This is a genomic window from Pseudomonas sp. WMBT8 (assembly GCF_050916005.1).
Lineage (GTDB): Bacteria > Pseudomonadota > Gammaproteobacteria > Pseudomonadales > Pseudomonadaceae > Aquipseudomonas.
This window is the reverse complement of record NZ_CP188096.1, coordinates 3,156,949-3,173,661: the sequence shown is the minus strand read 5'-3', so window position 1 is coordinate 3,173,661 and position 16,713 is coordinate 3,156,949. Positions and strand designations below refer to the sequence as shown.

Sequence of the window (16,713 nt, the reverse complement as noted above, 5' to 3'; positions counted from 1 at the left end):
TGCTGCTGCATATAACTGTCAAAATTGACAGTGGCGACGAGTGGTCGCTGTCAGGCCAGGTTCTGTTCCGTCAGGCGCTGCACTGCCAAGCGCCGGTAGTGTGAGGGCGTCATTCCCTTGAGCTGCTGGAAGCGCCGGTTGAAATTGGAGATGTTGTTGAACCCCGACTCAAAGCACACATCGGTCACGGCCTTGTCGCCCACGGCCAGCAACTCGCAGGATTTGCTGATGCGCAGGCGGTTGACGAACTCGACGAAGGTGCGCCCGGTGGCCTGTTTGAACACCCGGGAGAAGTAGGTGGGTTTCATCCCCAGGTACTGCGCGACTTCTTCCAGGGACAGTTCGCGGGCGTAGTGGGCAAAGATGTAGTCCACCGCGCGGTTGGTCCGGTCGATGCTGTGTTCATCGGCCAACTGCGCTGTAGTCCCTCCTGACAGCACCAGGTAGTCCTCACAGGCACAGAGTGCTTCCAGCAATACAAAGAAGTGCCCCAGCCGCGCCATGCCCTGGGCATCCTCGATGCGTTGCATCAGGGTCATGGCCTGGGCGATGGTGTTCTTGCAGCGAAATTCGATGCCGTACTGCGCGCGCTCCAGCAAGGGCGCCAGGCTCTTGAACTCGGTGAAGACCTGGCTGCCGTCCTCCAGCAACTGATCGGTGAAATTCACCAGCATGTCGCGCTTGGTGATCACTTCGCCTTCCTCCACCTGGCTGATCCAGTTGTGGGGCAGGTTGGGGCCGGTGAGGAACAGGCTTTGCGGGTAGAAGTTGCCGATATAGTCGCCGATAAACACCTTGCCGGAACTGGCGACAATCAAGTGCAGCTCATACTCCTTATGAAAGTGCCAGCGCACCAGGGGGCAGGGGAAACCATGCTGGCGATAGATGATGGACAGGCCGTTGTGGTCGTCCATCAACTCGTAGGAAGGGTCGGTGATGCGCGTTGCTCGGCTCATGCTGGCGTCGCTTTTATTGTGGTTGCGCAGCCGATAATGCCCCGTTGCACGTCACCTCGCCAGCGCCGCTGTTTAAACGGGGCGGTTTTTTGCCTCGATCCACTGCGCCATGTATTGGGTACTTTTGTGCAGATGGTGGCGCAGCATGCTGCCGGTAAAGTTGTCGCGCCGATGTTGCGCCAGCTCGCCCAGGCAGTGTTGCAGGCGCTCGACCAAGGCCGGGCCGTGGTTGTGCGGGGCATAGCGACGGGCCAGCAGTTGCTCGCCATGTGCCTGGGCCTCGGTCCAGGCTTGCCGATCTGCGTACAGGGCCACGGCAGCAGCGGCCAAGGCCGTGGCGCTCTGGGCGATCATCCCCGGCCAGGGTTGCCCGTCGCCCATGCCTTCGGCGCCGATGGGAGTGGTGATACTGGGGGTGCCGCAGAGCATGGCATCGGCCAGTTTGCCCTTGATCCCGGCGCCGAAGCGCAGCGGGGCCAGGCAGATGCGCGCCGCCGACATCACTTGCAGCGCGTCCTCGGCCCAGTTCATCACATGGAAGCCTTGCGCCGGGTTATGCAGCGCAGTGGCCTTGGGCGGCGTGTAGGCCCCATAGATATGCAGTTGGGCGCCGGGGAGCTGCTGGCGAATCAACGGCCAGAGGCTGTTTTTCATCCAGAGCACCGCATCCCAGTTGGGTGCGTGGCGGAAGTTGCCGATACTCAGGAAGTGCGCGCGGTCTTCATAAGGAATAAACGCCTGGCTGGGCGCCTCGACCATCAACGGGCACCAGTGGAGCAGGGCGGCCGGCACCTTGAAGTGCTCGGTGAGCAGTTGGATTTCGACGTCGGAAATCATCAGGCTGATATCACAGCGGTAGATCGCGGCGATCTCGCGCTTGGCCAGGTCGGTGTCGGCCATCCTCTGGAACTCCTGGTCCAGGACCTGGGCGAATAACGGGCTGAAATCGTCAGCATCCGGCTGATGCTTGAGGTAATCCTTGAGGCGCTGCTGGCGGGCATCGCGCAGGCTCTGCAAATCCGAAGTCTCCAGCACGCGCAAGGCCTGCGGGCAATGCTTCTCTACGCGCCAGCCGAACTGCTCCTCCATCATGAAACGATCGAACAGCACGATATCCGGGGCCAGTTCACGGATAAAGTCGTCGAAACTGCGGTTATTGAGCTCGATAGCGCATTCGCGAATACCCAGTGCCGCGAGGTCGGCCTTGTGTTCACCGATAGCGGCTGGGCTGCTGAAGGTTACTTCCCAGCCTTGCGAAAGAAAGCTCTGCAAAATCTGCATCATATGTCCGCCAGCTGCCGAGGAGCGGGGCTCCGGCCAGACGTAACCGATGACCAGGACTTGGGTGGCAGGCTGATTCTTCAACGACGAACTCCTTCAAGGGCAGGGCAAAAGCGGCGCAATTAAACCACAGCCGTCGGCCCAGGCGCTGTCATGACAATTTGTGACGGCCATAGGTGTAAATCGAACTTTGTGGTTAACTTCTGCCTCTCGAATTCGTTTCATCCAACCCAGCATAAGGATTCCGTTCATGGCTCAAGTCACCCTCAAAGGCAACCCAGTCCAGGTTGAAGGCGAGTTGCCGCAAATCGGTACCCAGGCCCTCGACTTTTCCCTGACCGCAGGCGATCTGTCGGACGTCACCCTGGCGACTTTCGCCGGCAAGCGCAAAGTACTGAACATCTTCCCAAGCGTTGACACCCCGACCTGCGCCACGTCGGTGCGCAAGTTCAACGCCCAGGCCAACGAGCTGAACAACACCGTTGTACTGTGCATCTCCACCGACCTGCCATTCGCCCAAGCCCGTTTTTGCGGTGCCGAAGGCCTGGAAAACGTGAAGAACCTGTCGGACTTTCGCAGCGCCGATTTTGCCGTTGACTACGGTGTTTCCATTGCCGACGGCGCCCTCAAGGGCCTGACCGCCCGCGCCGTGGTGGTACTGGACGAAAACGACAAGGTGCTGCACAGCGAGCTGGTTGGCGAAATCGCCCACGAGCCAAACTACGAAGCGGTGCTGGCTGTACTGAAGTAATTGCGGCTGCGCGTTACTGTCGCTTTGCAGTAACACGTATGATGCATGCTTGCGGCCTGGCCTAGTCCAGGCCGTTTTTATTTGTGCTTCAGCGGTTTAGCCCAAATTGCTGACATTTCACTTCGAAAAGTAAATGTTTGTAAGCGCGAAGGTAAATAGCCGGTAAAGGCGCTTTTCTAAACGCGCCCCAGTGCTTATCTTTCAGCCTCCCACAGTAGAAGCCCTCGCATCCAATGGTTGATCAATCCATGCAATCGTCCCCCCGTAGTTCCCGCCGCTGGCTGTTTGGCTTGCTCGTCCTGTTGGTTGTTGCCGTGCTGTGCTGGAAGTTCTGGCCGACCGGCGCCGCCCAGAAAGAGGCCCCGGCAGCCCGGACCAGCAAGACGGGGATGATGCGTCCCGGCTTCGGCGGCTCAGGTGCTGCGGTACCCGTGCGTGTCGCGCCCGCGATCACTGGGGATTTCCCGGTGTACTACAAGGCGCTGGGCACTGTGACGGCGCTGAACACCATCAATGTGCGCAGCCGGGTGGGGGGAGAACTGGTCAAGATCGCCTTTGAAGAGGGGCAGATGGTCAAGGCCGGCGACCTGCTGGCAGAAATCGACCCGCGCAGCTACCAGAACGCCTTGCTCCAGGCCCAGGGCACGCTGCTGCAAAACCAGGCCCAATTGAAGAACGCCCAGGTCGACCTCGAGCGTTATCGCGGCCTGTATGAACAGGACAGTATCGCCAAGCAGACTTTGGACACCGCCGCTGCGCTGGTCCTGCAATACCAGGGCACGGTCAAGACCAACCAGGGCGCGGTGGATGACGCCAAGCTCAACCTGGAATTCACCAAGATCCGCGCACCGATTTCCGGGCGTGTCGGCCTGCGCCAGCTGGACGTCGGCAACCTGGTAGCGGCCAATGACGCCACCGCCCTGGCGATCATCACCCAGACCCAGCCGATCAGCGTGGCATTCACCTTGCCGGAGAACAGCCTGCAAACCGTCCTGGCCCGCTACCGCAGCGGCAACAAGCTACCGGTGCAGGCCTGGGACCGTGGCGACCTGCAACTGCAAGCCACCGGCGTATTGCAGAGCCTGGACAACCAGATCGATGTCGCCACCGGCACCCTGAAATTCAAGGCCCGCTTCGATAACCAGGACCAGGTGCTGTTCCCCAACCAATTCGTCAATGTGCGCCTGTTGGCCGACACCCTGAAAAACGTGGTGCTGGTTCCCTCGGCGGCGATCCAGTTCGGCACCAACGGCACCTTTGTCTATGCCCTGGACGGTGACAAGAAAGTCAAGATCCGCACCCTGGTGATTGGGGATACCGATGGCCAGAACACCGTGGTCAAGGAAGGCCTGGCCGCAGGCGATCGCGTGGTGCTCGAAGGCACCGACCGCCTGAAGGACGGCACCGACATCGAAGTGGTCAACGACAGCAACCTGGTCCCGACCACCCCAACCGAGCATTTGCAGGGCAAACCCGCGGCGAAAGGCGAAGGCAGCCCGGCGGCTGACGCCGGCAAGGCGCAAAAGGCCGGCGCATGAACCTGTCACGGCTGTTCATCCTCAGGCCCGTCGCCACCACCCTGAGCATGCTGGCCATTGTCCTGGCCGGCCTGATTGCCTATCGCCTGATGCCGGTGTCGGCCTTGCCCCAGGTGGATTACCCGACCATCCGTGTCATGACCCTGTACCCCGGCGCCAGCCCGGACGTGATGACCAGCGCGGTCACCGCGCCCCTGGAGCGCCAGTTCGGGCAAATGCCCGGCCTCACGCAGATGGCGTCCACCAGTTCCGGCGGGGCCTCGGTGCTGACCCTGCGCTTTAACCTCGACGTCAATATGGACGTGGCCGAGCAACAGGTGCAGGCGGCGATCAACGCAGCCAGTAACCTGCTGCCCTCGGACCTGCCGGCGCCACCGGTGTACAACAAGGTCAACCCGGCCGATACCCCGGTCCTGACCCTGGCCATCACCTCCAAGACCATGCTGTTGCCCAAGCTCAACGACCTGGTCGATACGCGCATGGCGCAAAAAATCGCGCAGATCAGCGGCGTGGGCATGGTCAGCATCGCCGGCGGCCAGCGCCAGGCGGTGCGGATCAAGGTCAACCCCGAGGCCCTGGCCGCCAATGGCTTGAACCTGGCGGACGTGCGCAGCCTGATCGCCGCCTCCAACGTCAACCAGCCCAAGGGTAACTTCGACGGCCCGACCCGGGTGTCGATGCTCGATGCCAACGACCAGTTGGTATCGCCCGAGCAGTATGCCGAACTGATCCTGGCCTACAGCAACGGCGCACCGCTGCGCCTTAAAGACGTCGCGCAAATCGTCGATGGCGCAGAAAACGAACGCCTCGCCGCCTGGGCCAATGAAAACCAGGCGGTGCTGCTGAACATCCAGCGCCAGCCGGGGGCCAACGTGATAGAGGTGGTGGACCGGATCAAGGCGCTGCTGCCAAGCATCACCGACAACCTGCCGGCCGGCCTTGACGTGACGGTACTCACCGACCGCACCCAGACCATCCGCGCCTCGGTCACCGATGTGCAGCATGAATTGCTGATCGCCATTGCCCTGGTGGTGATGGTCACGTTCCTGTTCCTGCGCCGTTTCAGCGCCACCATCATCCCCTCGATTGCCGTGCCGTTGTCCCTGGTCGGCACCTTTGGCGTGATGTACCTGGCCGGCTTCTCCATCAATAACCTGACCCTGATGGCCCTGACCATCGCCACCGGGTTTGTGGTGGACGATGCCATCGTGATGCTGGAGAACATCTCCCGCTATATCGAGGAAGGCGAGACGCCGCTGGCCGCCGCGCTCAAGGGCGCCAAGCAGATCGGCTTCACCCTTGTTTCCCTGACGCTGTCGCTGATTGCGGTATTGATCCCGTTGCTGTTCATGGCCGATGTGGTCGGGCGCTTGTTCCGCGAATTTGCCATCACCCTGGCCGTGGCGATCCTGATTTCCCTGGTGGTGTCCCTGACCCTGACGCCAATGATGTGCGCGCGCCTGCTCAAGCGCGAACCCAAGGAAGAAGAACAGGGGCGCTTCTACAAGGCCAGCGGCGCCTGGATCGACTGGCTGGTCGCCGCCTACGGCCGCAAGCTGCAGTGGGTGCTCAAGCACCAGCCGCTGACCCTGCTGGTGGCCATCGCCACCCTGGGCCTGACGGTGGTGTTGTACCTGGTAGTGCCCAAGGGTTTCTTCCCGGTGCAGGACACCGGGGTGATCCAGGGTATTTCCGAGGCGCCGCAGTCGATTTCCTTCGCGGCCATGAGCCAGCGCCAGCAGGAACTGGCGAAGATCATCCTCGAAGATCCTGCGGTGGAAAGCCTGTCTTCCTACATAGGCGTCGATGGCGATAATGCCACCCTCAACAGTGGCCGCCTGCTGATCAACCTCAAGCCCCATAAAGAGCGGGACTTGAGCGCTGTCGAGGTGATTGCACGCCTGCAACCGACACTGGATAAACTGGTGGGCATCCGCCTGTTCATGCAGCCGGTGCAGGACCTGACCATCGAAGACCGTGTCAGCCGCACCCAATACCAGTTCAGCATGTCCTCCCCGGATGCCGAGCTACTGGCCCTGTGGAGCGGCAAGCTGGTGCAGGCCCTGAGCCAGTACCCGGAACTCACCGATGTGGCCAGCGACCTGCAGGACAAAGGCTTGCAGGTGTACATGGTGATCGACCGCGATGCGGCCTCGCGCCTGGGGGTGTCGGTGGCCAATATCACCGACGCGCTGTATGACGCCTTCGGCCAGCGGCAGATTTCCACGATCTACACCCAGGCCAGCCAGTACCGCGTGGTGTTGCAGGCCCAGTCCGGCGAAAGCCTGGGGCCGGACGCGCTGAACCAGACCCACGTGAAGACCACCGATGGCGGCCAGGTGCGCCTGTCGAGCCTGGCCCGCATCGAGCAGCGCCAGGCGCAGTTGGCGATTACCCATATCGGCCAGTTCCCGGCGGTGATGATGTCGTTCAACCTGGCACCCGGTGTGGCCCTGGGCAAGGGCGTGGAGCTGATCAACCAGGTACAGAAGGACATCGGCATGCCGGTCGGCGTGCAGACCCAGTTCCAGGGGGCTGCCCAGGCGTTCGAAGCGTCGCTGTCGAGCACCTTGCTGCTGATCCTCGCGGCGGTGGTGACCATGTACATCGTGCTTGGCGTGCTGTACGAGAGCTACATCCACCCGATCACCATCCTCTCGACCTTGCCGTCGGCAGCGGTGGGGGCCCTGTTGGCGCTGCTGCTCACGGGCAATGACCTGGGGATGATTGCGATCATCGGCATCATCCTGCTGATCGGCATCGTGAAAAAGAACGCGATCATGATGATCGACTTCGCCCTCGACGCCGAACGCAACCAGGGCCTGGACCCGCAGACTGCGATCTACCAGGCGGCGCTGCTGCGCTTCAGACCAATCCTGATGACCACCCTCGCGGCATTGTTCGGTGCGGTGCCGTTGATGCTGGCCACCGGCTCCGGCGCCGAGTTGCGCCAGCCCCTGGGCCTGGTGATGGTCGGCGGCTTGCTGCTGAGCCAGATCCTCACGCTGTTTACCACGCCGGTGATCTATCTGTACTTCGACCGCCTTGGCCGTCGCTGGCGCAAGACCCCGGACGCGCTGGAGCCGGTTGAGCCATGAACCTGTCCGGACCTTTTATTCGCCGGCCGGTAGCCACCATGTTGCTGAGCCTGGCGATCATGTTGCTGGGCGGTGTCAGTTTCAGCCTGCTGCCGGTGTCGCCATTGCCGCAGATCGACTTCCCGGTGATTGTGGTCTCTGCCAGCCTGCCTGGCGCCAACCCGGAAGTGATGGCGTCTACCGTGGCCACGCCGCTGGAGCGCTCCTTCGGTGCGATTGCCGGGGTCACCACCCTGAGCAGTTCGTCCAGCCAGGGCTCGACCCGGGTGATCCTGGCATTCGACTCCGACCGCGATATCAACGGCGCGGCGCGAGAAGTGCAGGCCGCGATCAATGCCTCGCGCAACCTGTTGCCCAGCGGCATGCGCAGCATGCCCACCTACCGCAAGATCAACCCGTCCCAGGCACCGATCATGGTGCTGTCGCTGACCTCGGACGTATTGCCCAAGGGCCAGCTCTACGACTTGGCGTCCACCATCCTCTCGCAAAGCCTGTCCCAGGTGCCGGGTGTGGGCGAAGTGCAGATCGGCGGCAGCTCCCTGCCGGCGGTGCGTATCGAACTGGAGCCCAAGGCCCTCGACCAGTACGGCGTGTCCCTGGACGAGGTGCGCGACACCATCGCCAACGCCAACGTACGCAGGCCCAAGGGCTCGGTGGAAGATGGCGAGCGCAACTGGCAGATCCAGGCCAATGACCAGTTGGAAAAAGCCAAGGACTATGAGCCGCTGTTGATCCGCTACCAGGACGGCGCGGCGTTGCGCCTCAGTGACGTGGCCAAGATCAGCGACGGCGTCGAAGACCGCTACAACAGTGGCTTCTTCAACAACGACTCGGCGGTATTGCTGGTGATCAACCGCCAGTCCGGCGCCAACATCATCGAGACCGTCAAGCAGATCAAGGCCCAGTTGCCGGCGTTGCAGGCGGTATTGCCGTCCAGCGTCAAGCTCAACCTGGCCATGGACCGCTCGCCGGTGATCACCGCCACCCTGCATGAAGCGGAAATGACCCTGCTGATTGCCGTGGCTCTGGTGATCCTGGTGGTGTACCTGTTCCTCGGTAACTTCCGTGCCTCACTGATCCCGACCCTCGCGGTGCCGGTGTCGCTGGTGGGCACCTTTGCGATCATGTACCTGTATGGGTTTTCCCTGAACAACCTGTCGCTGATGGCCCTGATCCTCGCCACCGGCCTGGTGGTGGACGATGCCATCGTGGTGCTGGAGAACATCTCGCGGCATATCGACGACGGCATCGCGCCGATGAAAGCGGCGTACCTGGGAGCCAAGGAGGTCGGCTTCACCCTGTTGTCGATGAACGTGTCGCTGGTGGCGGTGTTCCTGTCGATCCTGTTTATGGGCGGGATTGTCACCAGCCTGTTCCGTGAGTTTTCCATCACCCTGGCGGCGGCGATCATCGTGTCGCTGGTGGTCTCGCTGACCCTGACCCCGATGCTCTGCGCGCGCTGGCTCAAGCCCCATGTCAAAGGCCAGCAGACCGGCTTGCAGCGCTGGAGCCAGAAGGTCAACGACCATATGGTTTCGGGTTATGCCAAAAGCCTGGACTGGGTGCTGCGGCACAAGCGCCTGACCCTGCTCAGCCTGTTCGTCACCATCGGGGTGAATATCGCGCTGTATGTGGTGGTGCCCAAAACCTTCATGCCGCAACAGGACACCGGGCAACTGATCGGTTTTGTGCGCGGCGATGATGGCCTGTCATTCAGTGTCATGCAGCCGAAGATGGAGATCTTCCGCAAAGCCGTGTTGCAAGACCCGGCGGTGGAAAGCGTGGCCGGTTTTATCGGTGGCAGCAACGGTACCAACAACGCGGTGATGCTGGTGCGCCTCAAGCCGATCAAGGAACGCAAGTTGTCGGCCCAGGCGGTGATCGAGCGCCTGCGCAAAAACGTGCCGCTGGTACCCGGCGGCCGCTTGATGCTGATGGCCGACCAGGACCTGCAATTTGGCGGCGGCCGTGACCAGACGTCCTCGCAATATTCCTACATCCTGCAAAGTGGCGACCTGGCCGCCCTGCGCCTGTGGTACCCGAAAGTGGTCGCCGCGCTGCGTGAGCTGCCGGAGCTGACCGCCATCGACGCTCGTGAAGGGCGCGGGGCGCAGCAGGTGACGCTGATTGTCGATCGCGACCAGGCCAAGCGCCTGGGGGTGGACATGAACATGGTCACCTCGGTGCTGAACAACGCCTACAGCCAGCGGCAGATTTCCACCATCTATGACAGCCTCAACCAGTATCGGGTGGTGATGGAGGTCAATCCGAAATACGCCCAGGACCCGATCACCCTTAACCAGGTGCAGGTGATTACCGCTGATGGCGCGCGAATTCCACTGTCGACCATCGCCCACTACGAAAACAGCCTGGCCGACGACCGCGTCAGCCACGAGGGGCAATTTGCCTCCGAAGACATCGCCTTCGACATGGCCCCCGGGGTCACGGTTGAGCAGGGTACGGCTGCAATCGAGCGGGCGATCGCCAAGGTGGGCTTACCGGAAGACGTGATCGCCAAGATGGCCGGCACCGCCGACGCCTTTGCCGCCACCCAGAAAAGCCAGCCGTTCATGATCCTCGGCGCGTTGGTGGCGGTGTACCTGGTGCTGGGGATTCTGTATGAGAGCTACATCCACCCACTGACCATTCTCTCGACCCTGCCGTCGGCCGGGGTCGGCGCGCTGTTGTCGATCTACGTGCTGGGCGGCGAGTTCAGCCTGATCTCGCTGCTGGGCCTGTTCTTGCTGATCGGTGTGGTGAAGAAAAACGCGATCCTGATGATCGACCTGGCGCTGCAACTGGAGCGCAAGGAAGGCATGCAGCCCCTGGAATCGATTCGCAGCGCTTGCTTGCTGCGCTTGCGGCCAATCCTGATGACCACCCTGGCGGCGATCCTCGGGGCCCTGCCCTTGTTGCTGAGCACCGCCGAAGGCGCGGAAATGCGCCAGCCCCTGGGCCTGACCATTATCGGCGGCCTGGTCTTCAGCCAGATCCTGACCCTTTACACCACCCCGGTGGTTTACCTCTATCTCGACCGCCTGCGCCACCGTTTCAACGGCTGGCGCGGGGTGCGTACCGATGCTGCCCTGGACACTCCGTTATGACCAACCCAACCTTTTGTAGCGGCCTGCGGTTTTTCGCGAGCAAGCTTGCGCCTACAGTTGTGTGCGCCATGCTCCTCAGCGCCTGTGCCATCGGCCCCGACTACCAACGCCCGCCAGTCGCCGAGCCGGCGCAGTACAAAGAAGCCCAGGGCTGGCGCCAGGCCGCGCCCAGCGATGCCCTGGCCCGTGGCGCCTGGTGGGAGTTGTATGGCGACCCACAACTCAACGGCCTGGTGGATAAGCTCAACAACGCCAACCAGACCGTGGCCCAGGCCGAAGCTCGCTACCGCCAGGCCCAGGCCACCGCCCGCAGTTCCCGTGGCGCATTCTTCCCCACCGTCGACCTGAGCGCCGGGAAAACCCGCGCCAGCCAGGGCACCGGCAGCAGCAATGCGAGCTTGAGCAGCTCCAGCAGCGGTATCCGCGACACCCTCAACACCCAGTTGGGCGTGAGCTGGGAAGCCGATATCTGGGGCAAACTGCGCCGCGGCCTGGAGGCCAGCAACGCCAGCGAGCAAGCCAGCGCCGCCGACCTGGCCGCCATGCGCCTGAGCCAGCAGTCGGAATTGGTACAGAACTACCTGCAACTGCGGGTCATGGACGAACAGACGCGCTTGCTGCAATCCACCGTCGAGACCTACCAGCGCTCGCTGCAAATGACCCAGAACCAGTACCGCGCCGGCGTCTCCGGCAAGGACGCGGTGGCCCAGGCGCAGACCCAGCTCAAAAGCACCCAGGCCAGCCTGATCGACCTGATCTGGCAGCGTGCGCAGCTGGAAAACGCCATTGCAGTGTTGATCGGCGAAGCGCCGGCCACCTTCAACTTGGCGGTAAGCAAGGACATTCCCGCCTTGCCGCAGATCCCTGCCAACCTGCCATCGCAACTGCTGGAGCGCCGCCCGGACATCGCCTCGGCCGAACGCGCGGTGATCGCCGCCAACGCCAATATCGGCGTGGCGAAAACCGCCTACTACCCGGACCTGACCCTGAGCCTGGCCGGTGGTTATTCCAGCAGCACCTACGCCGACTGGATCAGCCTGCCGAACCGTTTCTGGTCGGTGGGGCCGAAACTGGCGATGACCCTGTTCGACGGCGGGCAGCGCTCGGCCGAAGTCGACCGCGCCGAAGCGTCCTACGACGAAACCGTGGCCAAGTACCGCCAGACCGTGCTTGACGGTTTCCGCGAGGTGGAAAACTACATGGTCCAGCTCAAGGTCCTGGAAGATGAGGCGGGCGTGAGCAACGAAGCCCTGGAGTCGGCACGCGAATCCCTGCGCCTGACCCAGAACCAGTACAAGGCGGGCCTGATTGCCTACCTGGATGTGGTAAACGTCCAGGCCACGGCATTGAGCAACGAACGCACCGTGCTGACCTTGCTGCAGACTCGCCTGGTGGCCAGTGTGCAACTGATCGCAGCGCTGGGCGGCGGCTGGGATGGCCAGTTGGAGCCGCAAGAGAAACCCTGACCCTGTAGGCGATGGTCGTCAACGATAACGGATGAACAACTGATAAACCCTCAGGTGTTATTACTGACGCCATCGCGGGCAAGCCCTAGTGCCAGTCAGTTAAGCGCAGATCCCTTGTGGGAGCGGGCTTGCTCGCGAAAGCAGTGGTTCAGTCAACATCAATGCTTGCTGGGCCGACGTCTTCGCGGCGATACGGCGATCCGACAAGCCCGCTCCCACAGGGCGTAGTTTTGCCCTCCCAGGCCATACATTTTCAGTAATGGCCTTGTGACAATATTCCACCTGTACAAGAATTATTCTCGCTACAATCTGCGACTTTTCCACGGCATGGACGCCGTTCGTATCGTCAGCCACGAGAAGTCCCATGCTTACCGGCAGTTATTCCCCCGCACTGGTCCTGATCTCCCTGTTAGTGGCGATCCTCGCTTCCTATACTGCCCTGGACCTGAGCGGCCGTATCGCCACGGCCAAAGGTCGGACCGTGTACCTGTGGATGAGCGGCGGCGCCCTGGCCATGGGGATTGGCGTGTGGTCGATGCACTTTATCGGAATGCTGGCATTTCGCCTGCCCATTACCCTGGGCTACGACATCGGCATAACGGCGCTGTCGCTGTTGATCGCCGTCCTGTCCAGTGGCTTCGCCCTGTGGCTGGTCAACCAACCGCGCCTGCCGGCCTGGCAACTGGGCTTTGGCGCCCTGATCATGGGCGCGGGTATCAGCACCATGCACTACACCGGCATGGCTGCCTTGCGCATGATGCCGGGGATCGACTACGACCCAACCCTGTTCGGCGCCTCGCTGCTGATCGCCGTCGGCGCTTCGGCGGCCGCCTTGTGGATTGCCTTCAACCTGCGGCGCAACACCCCCTATGTGCGCCTGGCACGGGGCGGGGCGGCGGTGGTGATGGGCGTGGCCATTGTCGGCATGCATTACACCGGCATGGCGGCGGCACGTTTTGCCGATGGCAGTTTTTGCGGGGCGGCGGTGGACGGCCTGAGCGGTAGCGGCCTGGATAATCTGGTGCTGGTGACCACCCTGGCAGTGCTGGCCATCGCCCTGTTGACCTCGTTGCTTGACGCCCGCCTGGAGGCGCGCACCGCGATATTGGCCGACTCCCTGACCCTGGCCAACCAGGAACTCACCCACCTGGCCCTGCACGACACACTCACCGGCCTGCCCAACCGCACGCTGCTGGCCGATCGCATTCAGCAGGCCACGCAACTGGTGGCGGAGCAGGGCGGCTGTTTTGCCCTGATGTTTATCGACCTGGACGGTTTCAAGCCAGTCAACGATGCCTTTGGCCACCATCTGGGCGACCAGTTGTTGCGCGAGGTGGGCCTGCGCCTGCGGGAAGACTTGCGCAGCCAGGACACCCTGGCGCGGATCGGCGGCGATGAGTTCGTGCTGCTGGTGCAATTGAGCCAACCCGACGATGCGCTGCGCCTGGCCGAGCGCCAGGTGGGGCTGATCAACCAATCGTTCCGGGTGGCCGAGCATGACTTGAACATCTCCGCCAGCGTCGGCATTGCCCTGTTTCCTGGAAACGGCGCAACCCCCCAGGAACTGTTGATGAATGCCGATGCGGCGATGTATCACGCCAAGAGCATGGGCAAGAACGGCTACAGCTTTTTCGATATGTCGATGAACACCAACGCGCGCCGCCAACTGCAACTGTTGCAGGATCTGCGCAATGCGGTGGAAAAACAGCAACTGCGCCTGTTTTACCAACCCAAGTTCGACGCGCTCAGCGGCCGCGCCATCGGGGCCGAGGCCCTGTTGCGCTGGGAACACCCGCAACATGGGCTGTTGCTGCCGGACAAGTTCATCGAACTTGCGGAAAAGACCGGGGTGATCATCGCCATCGGCGACTGGGTGCTCAACGAAGCGTGCCGGCAAATGCAGGTGTGGTTTGCCCAGGGTTATCGTGACTGGCGCATCGCGGTCAACCTGTCCGCCCTACAGTTCTGCCACGCGGGGCTGGTCGCCAGTGTGGCGAACGCCCTGCAACGCCACCAGTTGCCGGCCAATAGCCTGACCCTGGAAATCACCGAAACCACGGCCATGAGCGATGCCGATGCCAGCATGACGGTGTTGCAGCAGCTCTCGGAAATGGGCGTGGACCTGTCCATCGACGACTTTGGTACCGGCTACTCGAGCCTGATGTACCTCAAGCGCCTGCCGGCCAACGAGCTGAAAATCGACCGCGGTTTTGTGCGGGACCTGGAGCATGACAGTGACGATGCCGCCATCGTCTCGGCCATTGTCGCCCTGGGCCAGGCCCTCGGCCTGCGCATCGTCGCCGAAGGAGTGGAGACCGATGTGCAGCAGACCTTCCTCACGCGCCTGGGCTGCGACTCGTTGCAAGGCTACCACCTGGGCCACCCGCTGCCGCCGGATACCTTCATGAGCGCGATCGAGGCCAAGGAACGGCTCACCCGACCCTGAGATCAATTGACCCCGGTCCATGCAAAACCTGGCAGGCACAGGTATTCTTGGATCCAACAGCTCACGTTGAATGGGGAGTCAGCACACATGGACAAAGTCGTCATCATTACCGGCGGCAGTCGTGGGATCGGGGCCGCCACGGCCTTGTTGGCGGCCCGGCAGGGCTATCGCATCTGCATCAACTTCCAATCCGATGAACAAGCCGCGCTGGGCGTGCTGGAGCAGGTGCGCGCCTTGGGCGCCCAGGCCATTGCGGTGCGCGCCGACGTGAGCATCGAAGACGAAGTGATCAGCCTGTTCAATCGCGTCGACGCCGAGTTGGGTCGTGTCACCGCGCTGGTCAACAACGCCGGCACGGTGGGGCATAAGTCGCGGGTCGAGGAGATGTCCGAGTTCCGCATCCTGAAAACCCTCAGGACCAATGTGCTGGGGCCGATCCTGTGTGCCAAGCATGCGCTGCTGCGCATGTCGCCCAAGCATGGCGGGCAGGGCGGTAGCATCGTCAATGTCTCGTCGGTAGCCTCGCGCATTGGTGCCCCCGGCGAGTATGTCGACTACGCAGCGTCCAAGGGTGCGCTGGACAGCTTCACCATTGGCCTGTCCAAGGAAGTGGCGGGCGAGGGGATTCGGGTCAATGCGGTACGCCCTGGCTACATCTTCACCGACTTCCATGCCTTGAGCGGCGATCCGGATCGGGTCAGCAAGCTTGAATCGGGAATTCCCATGGCCCGTGGCGGGCGCCCGGATGAAGTGGCGGAAGCGATTGTCTGGCTGCTATCGGACAAGGCGTCCTATGCCACCGGGACCTTTGTTGACCTTGGCGGCGGCCGCTAACCGACGCCGTTGTTGGCAGGACGCCTCTGGCAAGCGGGGCGTCAATGCACCAGCCGCAACGTATTGCGTCCCAGGCCCTTGGCCTCGTACAGCGCGGCATCGGCCCTGGCAAGCAGGCTGGCGGTGGTATCAGCGTGCTCTGGCACTACACAACAAACCCCGATACTGATGCGCAGTTCAATGCTTGCCCCCCCAAAATGCGCCGGCGCCTCGGCCAGGGAGGCGCGCAGTTGATCGAGGACACTTGTGGCTCCTTCGGGGCTGGTGCCTGGCAGCAATAGCAAAAACTCCTCGCCGCCATACCGACCAATACTGTCGGAATGCCGAAGGCGCTGGGTCAGATGGCAGACACAGTGGCGAATCATCTCATCACCGGCCAGATGCCCATATACATCGTTGATCTGTTTGAAGTGATCTATGTCGACCATCGCCACCGCCAGGTAGGCATTGCCCAGGCGTGCACGTTCCAGTTCGGTGGAAAACTGCTCAAGGATGGCGCGACGATTGAGAATGCCCGTCAGCACATCGCGCTGGGCCAGATGCTGAAGCAGTGACTCGCTGCGTTCTTTGGCCAGTAGCACCAACCCCAGAGAAATCATCATTGCGGTGAACGTGCCGATGCTGACCGAGATGGTTTGCTTGAGGTTGCTGACGTCATAACGCATCTGGGCAGCACCTCCGCCGAGCACAGCCACCACGCGCATGCCCAAGCCAATCAGGCTGATGCTCGAACCAATGATCAGCAACATCCTTGCACGGCCATGGGCCGGGATGTAGCGGCGCGTCCAGTGGATGATCAACGCGCACTGCACCATCAAAACCAGCGTGGCAGCGAGCATGCGCGGTTCCAGGGTTTCGATCAGGCTTGCCATCAGCACCAGCATCAATCCAGCGGGCGCGAATACGCGCCACCAAGGCACTGGCAGCTCAACGATGCGAAATAAACTCGCCCCATAAAAAGCCAGCGCCACCGCCAACAATGTATTGGCGGCACCGTAGGTAAACCACAATGGGGCATGCCCGTAGGAGCTGTAGCCAATGTAGGCCAAGGCATGGGCCAACAAACCGACGCCAATGGTGAGCAAGCCATCACGCTGGTTGAACTGGCCGACCAGAATCAGACAAAACGCCATGATCGTCGCCACTAACGCGACACAGGCAAAAAGCGTGGGGGTATGAGCGACCATGGAATCTCACACAGCGTTTCTAGAAGTGACTCTGTGCGCAAGTCTAGCTGAG

10 protein-coding genes are annotated in these 16,713 nt (G+C 62.1%); 7 read left to right on the top strand and 3 right to left on the bottom strand.

The window, feature by feature from the left end:
* Positions 1 to 50: 50 nt before the first annotated feature.
* Entirely contained in the window at positions 51 to 956 is a 906-nt protein-coding gene (locus ACO77H_RS14700) for an AraC family transcriptional regulator (RefSeq protein WP_169951808.1), read from the bottom strand.
* A gap of 72 nt (positions 957 to 1,028) precedes the next feature.
* Positions 1,029 to 2,321: a glycosyltransferase gene (locus tag ACO77H_RS14695; protein ID WP_432754165.1), complete on the bottom strand. Its 1,293-nt coding sequence runs from the start codon at positions 2,319 to 2,321 to the stop codon at positions 1,029 to 1,031.
* Positions 2,322 to 2,487: 166 nt separating this feature from the next.
* On the opposite strand from ACO77H_RS14695, the gene tpx reads away from it, so the two are divergent.
* From tpx to ACO77H_RS14660, 7 genes are all read left to right on the top strand, one after another.
* A complete protein-coding gene (tpx, locus tag ACO77H_RS14690) occupies positions 2,488 to 2,988 on the top strand; it encodes a thiol peroxidase (RefSeq protein WP_432754164.1) in 501 nt (166 codons plus the stop codon).
* A 233-nt stretch (positions 2,989 to 3,221) separates the two neighbouring features.
* Positions 3,222 to 4,526 (top strand): MdtA/MuxA family multidrug efflux RND transporter periplasmic adaptor subunit, encoded by a 1,305-nt coding sequence (locus ACO77H_RS14685; RefSeq protein ID WP_432754163.1) that lies wholly within the window; start codon positions 3,222 to 3,224, stop codon positions 4,524 to 4,526.
* The gene (locus tag ACO77H_RS14680; protein WP_432754162.1) at positions 4,523 to 7,624 is read left to right on the top strand and encodes an MdtB/MuxB family multidrug efflux RND transporter permease subunit; all 3,102 of its coding nucleotides are present in this window, start codon (positions 4,523 to 4,525) and stop codon (positions 7,622 to 7,624) included. The genes ACO77H_RS14685 and ACO77H_RS14680 overlap by 4 nt, the downstream gene beginning before the upstream one ends.
* Entirely contained in the window at positions 7,621 to 10,728 is a 3,108-nt protein-coding gene (locus ACO77H_RS14675) for an efflux RND transporter permease subunit (protein WP_432754161.1), read from the top strand. The genes ACO77H_RS14680 and ACO77H_RS14675 overlap by 4 nt, the downstream gene beginning before the upstream one ends.
* On the top strand, positions 10,725 to 12,194 hold the full coding sequence (locus ACO77H_RS14670) for an efflux transporter outer membrane subunit (RefSeq protein WP_432754160.1): 1,470 nt from the start codon (positions 10,725 to 10,727) through the stop codon (positions 12,192 to 12,194). Before ACO77H_RS14675 ends, ACO77H_RS14670 begins: the two co-directional genes overlap by 4 nt.
* A 364-nt stretch (positions 12,195 to 12,558) precedes the next feature.
* Positions 12,559 to 14,640: a putative bifunctional diguanylate cyclase/phosphodiesterase gene (locus ACO77H_RS14665; protein ID WP_432754159.1), complete on the top strand. Its 2,082-nt coding sequence runs from the start codon at positions 12,559 to 12,561 to the stop codon at positions 14,638 to 14,640.
* Between the two features lie 87 nt (positions 14,641 to 14,727).
* The gene (locus ACO77H_RS14660) at positions 14,728 to 15,474 is read left to right on the top strand and encodes an SDR family oxidoreductase (RefSeq protein ID WP_170041369.1); all 747 of its coding nucleotides are present in this window, start codon (positions 14,728 to 14,730) and stop codon (positions 15,472 to 15,474) included.
* Between the two features lie 41 nt (positions 15,475 to 15,515).
* On the opposite strand, the gene ACO77H_RS14655 is transcribed toward ACO77H_RS14660, so the two are convergent.
* On the bottom strand, positions 15,516 to 16,661 hold the full coding sequence (locus ACO77H_RS14655; RefSeq protein ID WP_170057303.1) for a GGDEF domain-containing protein: 1,146 nt from the start codon (positions 16,659 to 16,661) through the stop codon (positions 15,516 to 15,518).
* Between the last annotated feature and the right edge of the window lie 52 nt (positions 16,662 to 16,713).

Bases quoted from the DNA above. Each gene is read 5' to 3' on its own strand.
- ACO77H_RS14660 (WP_170041369.1), top strand. From the start codon at position 14,728: ATGGACAAAGTCGTCATCATTACCGGCGGCAGTCGTGGGATCGGGGCC.
- ACO77H_RS14680 (WP_432754162.1), top strand. From the start codon at position 4,523: ATGAACCTGTCACGGCTGTTCATCCTCAGGCCCGTCGCCACCACCCTG.
- ACO77H_RS14655 (WP_170057303.1), bottom strand. From the start codon at position 16,661: ATGGTCGCTCATACCCCCACGCTTTTTGCCTGTGTCGCGTTAGTGGCG.
- tpx (WP_432754164.1), top strand. From the start codon at position 2,488: ATGGCTCAAGTCACCCTCAAAGGCAACCCAGTCCAGGTTGAAGGCGAG.
- ACO77H_RS14670 (WP_432754160.1), top strand. From the start codon at position 10,725: ATGACCAACCCAACCTTTTGTAGCGGCCTGCGGTTTTTCGCGAGCAAG.
- ACO77H_RS14685 (WP_432754163.1), top strand. From the start codon at position 3,222: ATGGTTGATCAATCCATGCAATCGTCCCCCCGTAGTTCCCGCCGCTGG.
- ACO77H_RS14675 (WP_432754161.1), top strand. From the start codon at position 7,621: ATGAACCTGTCCGGACCTTTTATTCGCCGGCCGGTAGCCACCATGTTG.
- ACO77H_RS14700 (WP_169951808.1), bottom strand. From the start codon at position 956: ATGAGCCGAGCAACGCGCATCACCGACCCTTCCTACGAGTTGATGGAC.
- ACO77H_RS14665 (WP_432754159.1), top strand. From the start codon at position 12,559: ATGCTTACCGGCAGTTATTCCCCCGCACTGGTCCTGATCTCCCTGTTA.